This is a genomic window from Bradyrhizobium sp. JR4.3 (genome assembly GCF_040547695.1).
Taxonomy (GTDB): Bacteria; Pseudomonadota; Alphaproteobacteria; order Rhizobiales; family Xanthobacteraceae; genus Bradyrhizobium; species Bradyrhizobium canariense.
This window is the reverse complement of record NZ_JBEPQF010000007.1, coordinates 247,455-261,607: the sequence shown is the minus strand read 5'-3', so window position 1 is coordinate 261,607 and position 14,153 is coordinate 247,455. Positions and strand designations below refer to the sequence as shown.

Below are 14,153 nucleotides of genomic sequence, written 5' to 3'. Positions count from 1 at the left end.
CCTCACATCTCGATATCCAGCGCGCAGTCGAAATTCGGCGCCGAATGCGTCAGTGCGCCGGATGAGGCGTAGTCGACGCCGGTCGCCGCGATGGCTGCGATCGAGTCCAGGGTGACGCCGCCGGATGCCTCCAGCTTGAGGCGTCCCTCGTTGATCCCAACGGCTTCGCGCAGCGTCGCAATGTCCATGTTGTCGAGCAGCACGGCGTCGGCAAGGCCGGTGTCGAGCACCTCGCGCAACTGCGCCAGCGTGTCGACCTCGATCTCGATCTTGACGAGATGGCCGGCATGGGCGCGGGCGCGCTCCAGCACGGGGCGGATGCCGCCGGCAACCGCGACGTGGTTGTCCTTGATCAGGATCGCGTCGTCGAGCCCGAAGCGGTGATTGAAGCCGCCGCCGCAGCGTACCGCGTATTTCTCTAATGCGCGCAATCCCGGCGTGGTTTTTCGCGTGCAGCAGATCCGCATCCGGGTGCCCTCGATGCGCGCAACATAGTCCGCCGTGAGCGTCGCAACGCCTGACAGGCGGCCGACGAAATTCAGCGCGGTCCGCTCCGCCGTGAGGACGGCGCGTGCCGGCCCCGAGATCGTCAGCACCTGCTGCCCGCGGGCGACGCGCGCGGCGTCGCGAACATGTGCGCGTACCTCGATGTCGGGCGAAAGCCTTTGCAGGGTGGCGAGCGCCAGCGGCAAGCCGGCGATCACGCCGGATTGCCGTGCGACCAGGATCGCTTGCGCCTTCGTTGCCTCGGGGATCGTCGCAAGCGAGGTGATGTCGCCGGCGCGGCCGAGATCCTCATCGAGCGCGCGGTGCACAGCCTCGTCGATCGCGAGCGGGGAGAGGAAGGCGTCGGGGTAGAGCAGAGAGGTTGGGGTGATCATGGCGGACTCCGTCAAGCGATCATGGGTTGCGCGATGCGTGGTGTCGGGCGTTCGGTTAGGCCATCTGCGATCTCGCGCACTGCTGCGAGCGTCGTCATCGTGCGTTGTGCGAGCGCGGGAACGTCCGCGGAATGGTCGGAGCGGAAATGCGCGCCGCGGCTCTCGCGCCGGTTCCAGGCCGACGCCGCCACGAGCAGGGCTGCCGTTGCCATGTTGCGGACCGTGATGCTCGCGGCCTCGCATTCGAGCGCGGCGAAGCTGCGGACCGCCTCCGCAAGCCCCTCACCATTGCGGATCACGCCGACATGCGCGCTCATCAGCGTCCGCAGCCGGTTCACGTCCGCAGCATCCGGCGCGTCGCCCCGCGGCGTCGGCACGTCCTCAAGGCGCGCGGGCGAGGGAATGGTGCGGCCGGCGATGTCGTCGGCGATGCGCGCGGCGTAGACCACGGCCTCCAGCAGCGAATTCGACGCAAGCCGGTTCGCGCCATGCGCGCCGGTGGACGACACTTCGCCGCCGGCCCAGAGCCCGTCGATCGAGCTGCGGCCGCGATCGTCCACCGCGATGCCGCCCATGTGATAGTGCGCCGCCGGTGCGATCGGGATGGCCTGCGTGGCGGGGTCGATGCCGGCGGCGATGCAGCTTGCATGAACGGTCGGGAACCTGTCGGCAAAACGTGCGCCCAGCGCCTGCCGCGCATCGAGGAAGGCGCCGCGCCCGGCCGAGATCTCCGCGAATACGCCGCGGGCCACGATGTCGCGCGGTGCGAGCTCGGCGAGCGGATGGCGCGCCGCCATGAAACGCTCGCCACGGCCGTTGATCAGCGTCGCGCCTTCGCCGCGCAGGGCTTCCGTGGCGAGCGGCGCGGGATCGCGGCCGACCATGATGGCGGTCGGGTGAAATTGCACGAATTCGGGATCTGCAATGACCGCGCCGGCGCGTGCGGCGATCGCAAGGCCGGATCCGCTGGCCTCGCGCGGATTGGTGGTGACGGCATAGAGATGGCCGATGCCGCCGGTGGCGAGCACCACCGTCCGCGCAGCGAGGAGGACCGGCCGTGCGGCGTAATTGCGGACTTCGCGCAGTTGAAGGCCGATGACAGCGCCGTCCTCGGTCAACAGCGCTTCGGCGACAAAGCCTTCGATCAGCCGGATCGATGGTGTGCGCCGCACGGCCTCGCTCAGGGCTGCGATGATGGCGGCGCCCGCGCCGTCGCCGCGCACATGCACGATACGCCGCGCCGAATGTGCGGCTTCGCGCCCGACGGCGAGCCTGCCTTCGAGATCGCGGTCGAACGGCACGCCATAGGCGAGAAGATCCTGAATCCGCGGTGCGGCCTCGCGCGCGATCCCCAGTGCGACAGCTTCGTCGACGATGCCGCCGCCGACGGCAACCGTGTCCGCAGCGTGCGCTTCCGGCGTATCGCCTTCAGCCACGGCCGCGGCGATGCCGCCTTGCGCCCATGCGGATGACGCGCCCTGTCCGAGCGGCGCGGCCGAGATCAATGTCACCGGCCGCGGCGCGAGCTTCAATGCGCAAAAGAGTCCGGCGAGACCGCCGCCGACGATGACGACATCGTCGGCGCTGCGGGCGAGGGGGTGGATGGTGTTCGTTGTCATAGCTTTCTCCAAGCTCTCAGCTGTCGTCCCGGCCTAGTGCGCAATTGCGCACGGGGGGGCCGGGACCCATGCTCCGCAGCAGCTGTTGTTTGGCTCAGCTGCTTGACGCTGTTCTTTGCAACCGGCGGCGTTCGGTGGTTATGGGTCCCGGCCTTCGCCGGGACGACCGCTGTGTGTTGCTAGTTCTTCAAATTGATCATCCGCTCGACCGAGCGCCTTGCGCGGTCCGCAAGCGTGGGATCGATCGTGACCTCCTCGCGAAGCGTCAGCAGGCTCTCCAGAATGTTGGCGAGCGTGATGCGCTTCATGTGCGGGCAGATGTTGCAGGGACGCAGCATCTCCACATCGGGCAGCTCGGCGCGCACATTGTCGGCCATCGAGCATTCCGTGATCATCACCAGCCGCCGCGGCCGCCGCTCGCGCACCCAGTTGATCATGTGCGCGGTCGAGCCCGTGAAGTCGGCCTCGGCCAGCACGTCCGGAGGGCATTCGGGATGGGCGATGATCTGAACGGAGGGATCGGCCTCGCGGTAGCTGCGCAGCTCGGCGCCGGTGAAACGCTCGTGCACCTCGCAGGCGCCCTTCCAGGCAATGATCTTCACGTCGGTCTTCGAGGCCACGTAAGTGGCGAGATAGCGGTCGGGCAGGAAGATCACGCTGGGCGCGCCGAGGCTCTCGACCACCTGAACCGCGTTCGACGAGGTGCAGCAGATATCGACCTCGGCCTTCACCTCCGCGGAGGTGTTGACATAGGCAACGACAGGCACGCCGGGAAATTTTTCGCGGAGCAGGCGGACGTCGGCGCCAGTGATGCTGGCGGCGAGCGAGCAGCCCGCGCGCGTATCAGGGATCAGCACCGTCTTGTCCGGATTGAGCAGTTTCGACGTCTCCGCCATGAAGTGCACGCCGCACTGGACGATGATGCCGGCCTTCACCCTGGTGGCTTCGACCGCGAGCTGGAGCGAATCACCGCCGATGTCGGCGACGCAGTGGAAGATCTCCGGCGCCTGGTAATTATGCGCGAGAATCACCGCGCCGCGCGCCTGCTTCAGTTCGTTGATCGCCTTGATCGTCGGGGCCATCAGCGGCCATTCGATCGGCGGGATCACCTGTTTCACGCGCTCGCAAAGCGGTGCGGTGGCTCGCTCGACCTCCGGCGTCCATTCCAGTGAAGGCATCGGCAGCGGAGGTCCGGTTCGCGCCTGCCCCGGCCGTGCCGGCGCGATGACGTGGCCCTGCGGCCGGTTGGCAAAGTCGTCGGGGCCGTAAATTCCAGTTAGCGGCATCGAAGCCTCCCGAGTATGTCAGTTGTACTCAATATGAGTATATTTGTGGCCTGAGAAATCCGGCCGAGGGGGCCGGTGGACCGTCGATATGCTCAACTTGAGTAAATCGAAGATAACACGGCGCGCGGCGGGCCGCCAGATCTTGCCGCACACATTTCCGTCAAGTCAGGTGCCCGGCGCGTCGGGCTAGGCCGCGAGGAAATGCAATGCTCCCGCGCCAGCTCTTCGCGGAATGCAATCGTTTTTGACTTGGGGTTTTCATGCAGATGCATTAAACGAGCTGGCTCGCGGCTGCCATTTGCGAATCCGCGACGACGCACGAGGAACAGCATGTCGACACAGATGGGCGAGCTCGGTTCGGTCTCCCGTTCCTCCTCCTGGCGTACGCCGGCGATCATCATTCTCTGCGGCTGCGCGATCGGGATGCTCGGCTTCGGCCCGCGCTCGGCGCTCGGTTTCTTCGTACAGCCGATGAGCCATGAATATGCCTGGGGCCGCGACGTGTTCGGCCTCGCGATCGCGTTTCAGAATTTGCTGTGGGGACTGGGCCAGCCCGTCGCCGGCGCGGTCGCCGATCGCTTCGGCCTGTTCCGGGTAATGTGCGTCGGCGCTCTGCTCTATGCCGGCGGCTTGCTCCTGATGCGCTATTCCTCGACGCCGCTGTCGCTCAACATCGGCGCTGGCGTCATGGTTGGCTTCGGTCTCGCCGGCTGCTCGTTCAATCTGGTGCTCTCGGCATTTACCAAGCTCTTGCCGGCCGAGAAGCGCGGCCTTGCGCTTGGCGCCGGCACTGCGGCGGGATCGTTCGGGCAGTTCCTGTTCGCGCCGATCGGTGTGGCCCTGATCGACAATTTCGGCTGGCAGCAGGCGCTCACCGTGTTCGGCTTCCTGATGCTGCTGATCATCCCGCTGGCGCTGGCGCTCTCGACGCCGCCGGTCGCAAGCACGGCAAACGCGGCGCCTGCGGACCAGCAGACTTTCACCAAAGCGCTCGCGGAAGCCTTCGGCCATCGCTCCTACGTGCTGCTTGTGCTCGGCTTCTTCACCTGCGGCTTCCAGCTTGCCTTCATCACGGTGCATCTGCCGGCCTTCCTGGTCGATAACGGGATCTCCACGCAAATCGGTGGCTGGGTGATCGCGGCGATCGGCCTGTTCAACATCATGGGATCGCTGAGCGTCGGCTATCTCCAGAACTCACTTCCCAAGCGCTACATCCTCTCGAGCATCTATTTCACCCGCGCGCTTGCGACGTTTGCCTTCATCTCGTTCCCGATCACGCCATTCTCGGCGATTGCGTTCGGCGCGGTCTCCGGCCTGACCTGGCTGTCGACCGTGCCGCCGACCTCGGCGCTGGTCGCGATCATGTTCGGCACGCGCTGGTTCGCCACCCTCTATGGCTTCGCCTTCGTCAGCCATCAGGTCGGCGGCTTCCTCGGCGTCTGGCTCGGCGGCATTGTGTTCGAGCGGTTCGGTTCCTACACGCCGATCTGGTGGCTCTCGATCCTGTTCGGCGTGCTCTCGGCGCTGATCAATCTTCCGATCGTGGAAAAACCGGTCCAGCGGGCGGTTGCGCAGCCTGCCTGATCGGCTAAACATCCCCTGAAACAAGTCAGGGAGTTTTGCTGTGGCGACGTTCAAGGCGATCCGGATCGACAAGGCGGACAAGGGCACCACCGCGCAGCTCACGCAGTTCGACGAAGCCGAGCTGATGGAGGGCGACGTCACCGTCCGCGTGGAATGGTCGACATTGAACTACAAGGACGGCCTTGCGCTCACCGGCAAGGCGCCGGTGGTGCGCCGCTTTCCGATGATTGCCGGCATCGATTTCGCCGGCACCGTCGAGCAGTCCTCGCATCCGCAATGGAAGGCGGGCGATAAAGTCGTCTGCACCGGCTGGGGCATGGGGGAGACCCATCTCGGCGCCTATGCCGAGAAGGCGCGGGTGAAAGGCGACTGGCTGGTCGCTCTTCCGCAGGGCCTGTCGGCGCGCGACGCCATGGCGATCGGCACCGCCGGCTTCACCGCGATGCTGTCCGTGCTGGCGCTGGAGAAGCACGGAGTGTCGCCGAACAGCGGTCCGGTCGTGGTGACAGGCGCGGCGGGCGGCGTCGGCTCGGTTGCGACCGCCGTGCTCTCGAAGCTCGGCTATCACGTCATCGCCTCCACGGGACGTGCGTCCGAAGCGGACTATCTGAAAGAGATCGGCGCGACTGAGGTGATCGACCGCAACGAATTGTCAGCGGCCGCCAAGCCCATCGCCAAGGAGCGCTGGGCGGGTGGCGTCGACAGCGTCGGCTCGACCACGCTCGCAAATCTCCTGTCGATGACAAAGTATGGCGGCGCGATCGCGGCCTGCGGCTTGGCGGCCGGCATGGACCTGCCGTCTTCCGTCGCACCCTTCATTTTGCGCGGGGTGTGCCTTCTCGGCATCGATTCCGTGATGTGCCCGATCGAGCCGCGGAAAGCCGCCTGGCAGCGCCTGGCGTCCGATCTGGACCGGACGAAACTAGCTGAAATTACTCACGAAATTCCGCTTTCCGAAGTTCCGGAGTGGGGCGCGAAAATCCTGGCCGGCCAGGTCCGCGGTCGCACCGTGGTAAAAATTCTCTAACGGCGTTCAGACTTTACCAACCATGCTGCTTCAATGTCGCCATGGTTAGTATGGTAAGCAGCGGGTAAAGAGATAAGGCATAGCCCGCTGCGGGGTTGGTTCGGAGTTGAGCATGCTTGCGCGTATTGTGTTGGGGGCGGTCACGGCGGTAGCGACGTTTGCGCCGGCCATTGCTGGAAGCATGAACGCCGATGAGGCGCGCCGCTTCGTCGCCGGGAAGGTGTTTGCTTTCACCTGCTTTGACGGCACCCGCGGGGCTGGCCGCATCATGGACGACCTCGGCGCCGCCGGCGCCGTGCAGTTCTCGGGTGCAGGTCCGGTGAAACATCTCCGTCTGCCCGGCAACACGCTTCAGATCCGCGGCCAGAACGTCTGCGCCTCGATCAAGGGCATTCCGTTCGAGCCCTGTTTCAATCTTGAAAAGACCGACGATCGCAGTTTCCGCGGCTCGGTGTCGGGGATGGGCTTTGCCTATTGCGACTTCCATCACCAAGGCGGCAACCAGATGCTGATGGCGCGCGCCGTCGCGCGGCCGCGCTCGCTGCGCACCTCGGAACACACGGGTTCGGTCGGCGCGACCAACACCGAAGTCGCCGCGCGTGTCGAGACCCCGCGCGTCGAGAGCAGCCGGCTCGAGCCGGTGAAGCCGCAAGTTAAATCGGAGCCCGCCAGGGACGACGCCCCGCTGGAGCTGCGCCGCTCGACCCAGTGAGTTGGCTGCGCGGGACAGTCCGCGCACTTTGTCGTTGAGAGCTGCCATCAAACACGAAGCCGCCGCGCCGTAGTCATACGGACGGCGGCTTTCATGCGTTGGTAGCTGTTCGCGCCCCAGTTTGCGTACGGCCGGGGGGCGCGGCCCGATCAAAGGGTTCAACGATGTCGCTGTACTTCTTCCGTATCAGCACGGGCCGCTATTCCGGTGCTGCCGACCAGCCATATGAGTTCGAGGACCGCGCCGCGGCCTGGACCGAGATGACCGAAGTCTGTGCCAATTTGCTCGGCGGCATCTCACGCGGCCTGAAACAGGACGCCGAATGGCGCATGGAGCTGCTCGACGAGAACAAGGAGCCGGTGTTCCGGATCAGCCTGATCGGCGAGAGCCAGAAAGCCCTTGGTCGCACTGGCTAAAAATCGGGCATCCTACCGCCGCGTGTGGTTAACCTGTTAAGCGCGCGGACCGTGCCATTTTTCAAGGGATTTCCCGGCGAAGCCGGTATTTGTCCGGGGGCGGCCGTTAACCGGATCACCACACCTGAAGCTCAGTTTTTAGGCAAGGGCGATCAACGCCGAGGGCGGCCGACAATGACTTGGCCGCGCATCCCGGGAAACGCCCTCATGTCGAGACTCATCCAGAATCTACAAATTGGTACCAAGCTCGCGCTCGCTTCGGTGTTCGGCGTTATTCTCGTCGGCGCCATGATCGCGAGCCAGGTCATTGGCAACAACACCGTGCGTCATTCCAACCAAGCAGCAATTGCGCAGCAGGAATTGGTGCGCGAGGCCACCGAAGCCAAGCTTGGAATACGTGGCATGCAGCTCGCTGTACGCGACATGCGTCTCGCCAACAATCAGGGTGACTTGCAAAAGGCGAGCGAGACTCTGCTGGAGCGGTCGAAAGCGCTGAACGGCGTCATCGATTCCATGCTCAGATTGACGCACTCCCCGGGAAATCGCGCGCGAATGGAGAAGCTCAGGTCTACGTCCGCCGATTACCTGAAGGGCGCACAGCAGAACGCCTCTTTTCGCAGCGAGGCCATTGCCGTTGCGGCCACGGACCCAGCGCGCGCGGCCAAGATTTCCGAGGAAGGCGCGCGCCAGATCCGTGAGGTGACGCTGCCGCTTGCGACGCAACTGGATAATTTGACCAGCGAGATCGCCGATTTCGCCAAGCACAAAGGCGAGGAAGAAATCGCTGCCGCGACCCAGGAGATGGCCGCGAGCGAGCGTCTCGGCATGGTGGTCGGTGCGTGCGCCGTGCTCGTCCTCGTCGGTTCATGGCTGATGTCCTTCCTGACCATCGCGCGGCCGATCCGCGCGCTCACGGTTGCCATGGACAAGCTCGCTGGTGGTGACTTCTCCGTGGTGCTGCCGGGGCTCGGCCGCAAGGACGAGGTTGGCGGCGTCGCCGCGTCCGTCGAGAAATTCAAGATCGTATCCGAGCAAAAGGCGCGCGAGGATGCCGAGGCCAAGATCAGGCAGGACCAGGTCGCAGCCGCGCAACGCAAGGCAGAGATGCACAAGCTCGCGAACGGCTTCGAAGCTGCCGTCGGGGAGATTGTCGACACCGTCTCCTCGGCCGCGACGGAGCTCGAAGCGTCGGCCTCGACGCTGACCTCGACGGCGGAGCGGGCACAGGAACTGACGATAGTGGTTGCTGCGGCCTCGGAGGAGGCGTCGACCAACGTGCAGTCGGTGGCGTCGGCCACGGAGGAGCTGTCGTCCTCGATCACCGAGATCAGCCGACAGGTGCAGGAATCGGCGCGGGTGGCAAGCGAGGCGGTTACCCAGGCCCGCACCACGACCGAGCGTGTCGGCGAATTGTCCAAGGCGGCGGCTCGCATTGGCGACGTGGTCGAGCTGATCAACACCATCGCCGGCCAGACCAATCTGCTGGCGCTCAATGCCACCATCGAGGCCGCGCGCGCGGGCGAGGCCGGCCGCGGCTTTGCCGTGGTGGCTTCCGAAGTGAAGGCGCTGGCCGAGCAGACCGCAAAGGCGACCGGCGAAATCGGCCAGCAGATTTCCGGCATTCAGGCCGCGACGCAGGACTCGGTCGCCGCCATCAGCGCCATCAGCAACACCATTGAAAAGCTGTCCGAGATATCGTCCACGATCGCCGCGGCCGTCGAGGAGCAGGGCGCGGCGACGCAGGAAATTTCCCGCAACGTGCAGCAGGCGGCGGAAGGCACCCATCAGGTCTCGTCCAACATCACCGACGTGCAGCGCGGCGCGGGCGAAACCGGCTCGGCATCCTCGCAGGTGCTGGCAGCGGCACAGTCGCTGTCCGGCGACAGCAACCGCCTCAAGCTTGAGGTCGGCAAATTCCTCGACACCGTGCGCGCCGCCTAAGAACCTCGTTCCGGACAGCTCGGAAGACGCCCTGCCTCCTTAGGCGGGGCGTTTTTGCATCCGATCGTCGCCGCGAACGTCTCGCGCACGCCTTCGGCGAACGTCGGCTGCAAAAACAAACAGCGGCGACCTCAAGCTGAAATTTACAACTTGCTCGCGAAATTACCCCTTCGATTTCAACTATTTGGGCTGAAATCTCAGTATTTCTCCGAACCCTCCCGTTAACCAGAATGCGAAAACACGAGGACTAGATTCTCCGGCAAGGGCGATCAACGTCCATGCAGCCGGCAAGGACTTGGCTGCGTGTTTCCTTCGGGGAAAACGTACCATGTTGAGCCCTGCACATCATCAGGCCCGAACTCAGGCCGCCAGCGCGTGGAGTCGGCTCGGACATGTTCGGATCGGCACGATCTTGCCGATCATCATCTCTGCCCTGGTCTTGCTGGGGTTGGCCTCGGCCGGATTCATCGCCTATGAGGCCATCCTCAAGAGGCGAGAGTCCGAGGCATTCCTGAAGGTCAATGCAGTTGCCCAGCTGCTGCTGCGCAGCGCAGGACATTGGGCGATTGAACGCGGGCTGACCAACGCCGTGCTGAAGTCTCCTGATGTCGTCAGCCCCGAGCGCCGTGCCGAAATCGCAAAGGCGCGCGCGACGGCCGACGAGGCCTTTCGCCAAGCCATCCTCGATATCAGCGCGATTCCCGAAATGGGGGCGGGGCAAAGACAGATTGCGGACGCAGCGACGAAATTCGAGGCGCTGCGTCTCCTGCGTGAGAAGGCCGACGTGGGAATGTCGCGCCCGCGCGTCGAACGCGAACCTGACCTCGTCGATGGCTTCGCGCCAACGATTACGGAGGTGATCGACGTCGCGAGCAACCGCTTGCGGCTGACGCTCGAAACGCTCACCAGCCCGCCCGTGGCAAGGCTGGCGCAGCTCATCGGCTTGCGACATCTGACAGCTCAGATGGCCGAGAATGCCGGAAGGGAGCGGGCCCTGCTGGCCGGTGTCGTCGGTGCGCGTGCGAAGCTCGGGATGGAGGGCCATGAGCGCCTTTCGGCGCTGCGGGCCAAGGTCGAACTCGCATGGGACACCGTATTGCCGGTGCGGCTGCGCTCGGACTTCGCCCTGCAGATCGGCGAGGCAATGACGGAGGTCGAGAAGTCCTATTTTGGACTCTACGGTGAAACGCGGGCGCTTGTGCTCGCCGGTGGCGAAGGCGGCAACTACAAGATCACCGGACCCGAGTACTTCACGCGGGCCACTGTCGGCATCAATGCGGTGCTGAAGCTCGGTGAAGCCATTGGCGCGGCCGCTGACCGCGAAGCCACGATGCAGGCAGAAGTCAGCACTCGTAATTTCGCTTTCACGGTCGTGTTGCTCTGCGCCTCGGTGATGCTCGCTGGCCTCAGTTTCTGGATCACCTTTGGCCGGATCCTCAAGCCGCTTTCAGCCATTTCGGTTGCGATGGGTGGGCTCGCCAATGGCGACTTCACGACGGTCGTACCAGGCACCCGCCGAGGTGACGAGGTCGGCGAGATGGCACGGACCGTTGAAGTCTTCAAGCAAAACGGCCTCGAAGTCGAACGCATGCGCGGCGATCACGCTGCGGCCGAGAAGCGGGCAGCCGAGCAGCGCAAGGTGGAAATGCGGAAGCTGGCCGACGGCTTTGAAGCCGCGATCGGGGAGATCGTCGACACCGTGTCCTCGGCAGCGACCGAACTGGAAGCCTCGGCGTCGACGCTCACGTCGACCGCGGAGCGTGGGCAGCAGCTCACGACCATGGTTGCTGCGGCCTCCGAGGAGGCGTCCACCAACGTACAGGCGGTGGCGTCGGCGACCGAGGAGCTGTCGTCCTCTATCACCGAGATCAGCAGGCAGGTGCAGGAATCGGCCCGCGTGGCCCACGAAGCTGTCGGCCAGGCGCGTGTCACCACCGAGCGTGTCAGCGAATTGTCCAAGGCGGCGACGCGGATCGGCGCCGTGGTCGAGCTGATCAGCACGATCGCAGGTCAGACCAATCTCCTGGCGCTCAACGCGACCATCGAGGCCGCGCGCGCCGGCGAAGCGGGTCGCGGCTTTGCGGTTGTCGCCTCCGAGGTCAAGGCACTCGCCGAACAGACCGCGAAGGCCACCGGTGAGATCGGGCAGCAGATCGCCAGCATCCAGACCGCGACCGAGCATTCGGTCGGCGCAATCAAGGACATCAGCGGCACTATCGAGAAGCTCTCGGAGATTTCCTCCACGATCGCGGCGGCCGTGGAAGAGCAGGGCGCGGCGACACAGGAAATCTCCCGCAACGTGCAGCAGGCGGCGGAAGGCACCCATCAGGTCTCGGCCAACATCACCGACGTGCAGCGCGGGGCGAGCGAGACCGGCTCGGCGTCGTCGCAGGTGCTGGCGGCGGCCCAGTCGCTCTCTGGCGACAGCAACCGCCTCAAGCTCGAGGTCGGCAACTTCCTCAATACCGTGCGCGCAGCGTGACGCGGCATCGCGCAGCGCAAGCGGAACGCGAGATCGGCTTCGTCTGCTGAGCGACGACGCGCCCGCGCACTGGGATCGACGTTAACGCACGTGACGCGGCAAATTCGCGAGGCGTGTTTCGATTGCGCGGGATGGTTGCGATAATCCGGCAATTGAGCGACATATTCAGTATTTCTACTCAAGCGGCATCGCCTCGCGCTTAACATTAATGGAAAGCTCGCAGACTAGCCTCCAAGGCTGTTCGCGCGCTTCGCCGCGACAATGCGTATCCCGGGGACGTTTTCGATGATGTTCATTCAGAATCTGCGAATTGCCACCAAACTCGCCATCACCTCGGCGCTGACCCTCGCGCTCGTTGCGCTGATGATCCTCCTCCAGATGAGCGGAAGTGCCGAGGTCCAGAAGCTCAACAATAGCGCATCGGGACAGCAGGCGATCGCGCAAAACGCCGCGGAAGCGAAGGCGTCGGTGCGGGGCATGCAGATCGGCATTCGCGACATCCTGACCTCGTCCTCGCCTGCCGAGTTGCAGAAGGCCGCCAGCTATTTCAACGACCGCCAGACGGCTGCCCTTAAGTTTTCCGGTGAAATGGCAGGGCTCTCGCAATCGCCGGAGAACCACAAACGTATCGACCGCCTGACCGTGTTGATTGGCAATTTCCAGAAAGGCGAGCAGCAGATCGAGGCGATCCGTAAGCAGGAGCTCGCGCTCGAGTCGAGGAAGGACGGCGAAGCGGCGACGCAATTGGCAAAGCTGACCGCTGAAATCATCCGCATCCGCAAGGAGATGCTGATGCCGACCAACGCGGAAATATCGGAACTGGCCGACGAGATCACGAACTTCGCCAAGCATAAGAGTGCAGAGGCGCGCACGGCGGCGGAAACAGAGGCTGCGTCCGTTGCGCGGACGTCATTCGTCGCAGGCGTGCTGGTCGCGCTGGTCCTGATCGGCGCGTGCGTCTTCTCGATCTTCAGCATTGCCCGTCCGATGCGCGCCCTGACTGTCGCGATGGAGAAGCTCGCGGGCGGCGACTTCGCTGTGGTGCTGCCGGGCCTCGGCCGCAAGGACGAGGTCGGCGGCGTTGCCGGTGCCGTCGAAAAATTCAAGACCGTATCCGAGCAGAAGGCGCGCGAGGAAGCGGAAGCCAAGATGCGGCAGGACCAGATGGCGGCCGAGCAGCGCAAGGCCGAGATGCGCAGGCTTGCCGACAGTTTCGAAGGCGCCGTCGGCGAGATTGTCGGCACGGTGTCGTCGGCCTCGACCGAACTCGAAGCGTCGGCCACGACGCTGACCTCGACCGCCGAGCGCACGCAACAGCTCACGACCGTGGTTGCAGCAGCCTCGGAGGAAGCCTCGACCAACGTGCAATCGGTGGCGTCTGCGACCGAAGAGCTGTCGTCCTCGATCACCGAGATCAGCCGCCAGGTGCAGGAATCCGCACGTGTGGCAAGCGAGGCGGTAACACAAGCCCGAACCACGACCGACCGTGTCGGCGAATTGTCCAAGGCGGCGGCTCGCATTGGCGACGTGGTCGAGCTGATCAACACGATCGCCGGCCAGACCAACCTGCTGGCGCTCAATGCCACCATCGAGGCGGCACGCGCCGGCGAAGCCGGTCGTGGCTTTGCCGTGGTGGCTTCCGAAGTGAAGGCGCTCGCGGAGCAGACCGCAAAGGCGACCGGCGAAATCGGCCAGCAGATTTCGGGCATCCAGGCCGCGACGCAGGACTCGGTCGCCGCCATCAGCGCCATCAGCAACACCATCGAAAAGCTGTCCGAGATATCGTCTACGATCGCTGCGGCCGTCGAGGAGCAGGGCGCGGCGACGCAGGAGATCTCGCGCAACGTGCAGCAGGCGGCGGAAGGTACCCATCAAGTGTCGTCCAACATCACCGACGTGCAGCGCGGCGCGGGCGAAACTGGATCGGCATCCTCGCAGGTGCTGGCAGCGGCACAGTCGCTGTCCGGCGACAGCAACCGCCTCAAGCTCGAGGTCGGCAAATTCCTCGACACCGTGCGCGCCGCCTGACGGGCGCATATCTCCGAGAGAACTGCAACCGCCGCGCGTAGAAGCGCGGCGTTTGCGCGCGTGCATATTGCGGCGCCGCGACGAAGACCGCGCAGGGTTAACTTTCCGGAAAACCGATGCAGTCATGATCCCCGCAATATTCCGGGCGCTGAGTCGCCCTCACGTATTGCGTATCGA

The 14,153-nt window shown here is 64.8% G+C and carries 10 protein-coding genes; 7 read left to right on the top strand and 3 right to left on the bottom strand.

Annotation, left to right across the window (positions count from 1 at the left end; translation table 11 throughout):
• Positions 1-2: 2 nt before the first annotated feature.
• The 3 genes from nadC to nadA form a co-directional block, all read right to left on the bottom strand.
• Positions 3-881 carry a carboxylating nicotinate-nucleotide diphosphorylase gene (gene nadC, locus ABIB91_RS14670; protein ID WP_354162057.1) on the bottom strand — a complete coding sequence of 293 codons (879 nt, stop codon included), beginning with the start codon at positions 879-881 and terminating at the stop codon, positions 3-5.
• Between the two features lie 11 nt (positions 882-892).
• The gene (locus ABIB91_RS14665) at positions 893-2,500 is read right to left on the bottom strand and encodes an L-aspartate oxidase (RefSeq protein WP_354162055.1); all 1,608 of its coding nucleotides are present in this window, start codon (positions 2,498-2,500) and stop codon (positions 893-895) included.
• Positions 2,501-2,679: 179 nt separating this feature from the next.
• Complete coding sequence (gene nadA, locus ABIB91_RS14660) at positions 2,680-3,786, bottom strand: quinolinate synthase NadA (RefSeq protein WP_354162052.1); 1,107 nt, start codon at positions 3,784-3,786, stop codon at positions 2,680-2,682.
• Between the two features lie 330 nt (positions 3,787-4,116).
• Between nadA and ABIB91_RS14655 the strand changes: the two genes are divergently transcribed.
• From ABIB91_RS14655 to ABIB91_RS14625, 7 genes are all read left to right on the top strand, one after another.
• Positions 4,117-5,370 (top strand): MFS transporter, encoded by a 1,254-nt coding sequence (locus tag ABIB91_RS14655; RefSeq protein ID WP_219684676.1) that lies wholly within the window; start codon positions 4,117-4,119, stop codon positions 5,368-5,370.
• Between the two features lie 40 nt (positions 5,371-5,410).
• The gene (gene acuI / locus ABIB91_RS14650; protein WP_219684675.1) at positions 5,411-6,397 is read left to right on the top strand and encodes an acrylyl-CoA reductase (NADPH); all 987 of its coding nucleotides are present in this window, start codon (positions 5,411-5,413) and stop codon (positions 6,395-6,397) included.
• Positions 6,398-6,509: 112 nt separating this feature from the next.
• On the top strand, positions 6,510-7,109 hold the full coding sequence (locus ABIB91_RS14645; protein ID WP_007594937.1) for a hypothetical protein: 600 nt from the start codon (positions 6,510-6,512) through the stop codon (positions 7,107-7,109).
• Positions 7,110-7,273: 164 nt separating this feature from the next.
• Positions 7,274-7,525, top strand: a complete 252-nt coding sequence (locus tag ABIB91_RS14640; RefSeq protein WP_007594936.1) for a DUF6894 family protein — start codon at positions 7,274-7,276, stop codon at positions 7,523-7,525.
• A 207-nt stretch (positions 7,526-7,732) separates the two neighbouring features.
• Complete coding sequence (locus ABIB91_RS14635) at positions 7,733-9,466, top strand: methyl-accepting chemotaxis protein (RefSeq protein WP_354162047.1); 1,734 nt, start codon at positions 7,733-7,735, stop codon at positions 9,464-9,466.
• 328 nt (positions 9,467-9,794) lie between these two features.
• Positions 9,795-11,948 (top strand): methyl-accepting chemotaxis protein, encoded by a 2,154-nt coding sequence (locus tag ABIB91_RS14630; RefSeq protein ID WP_354162044.1) that lies wholly within the window; start codon positions 9,795-9,797, stop codon positions 11,946-11,948.
• Positions 11,949-12,233: 285 nt separating this feature from the next.
• Positions 12,234-13,976, top strand: coding sequence for a methyl-accepting chemotaxis protein (locus ABIB91_RS14625; protein ID WP_354162041.1), 1,743 nt, complete (start codon positions 12,234-12,236; stop codon positions 13,974-13,976).
• Positions 13,977-14,153: the final 177 nt, after the last annotated feature.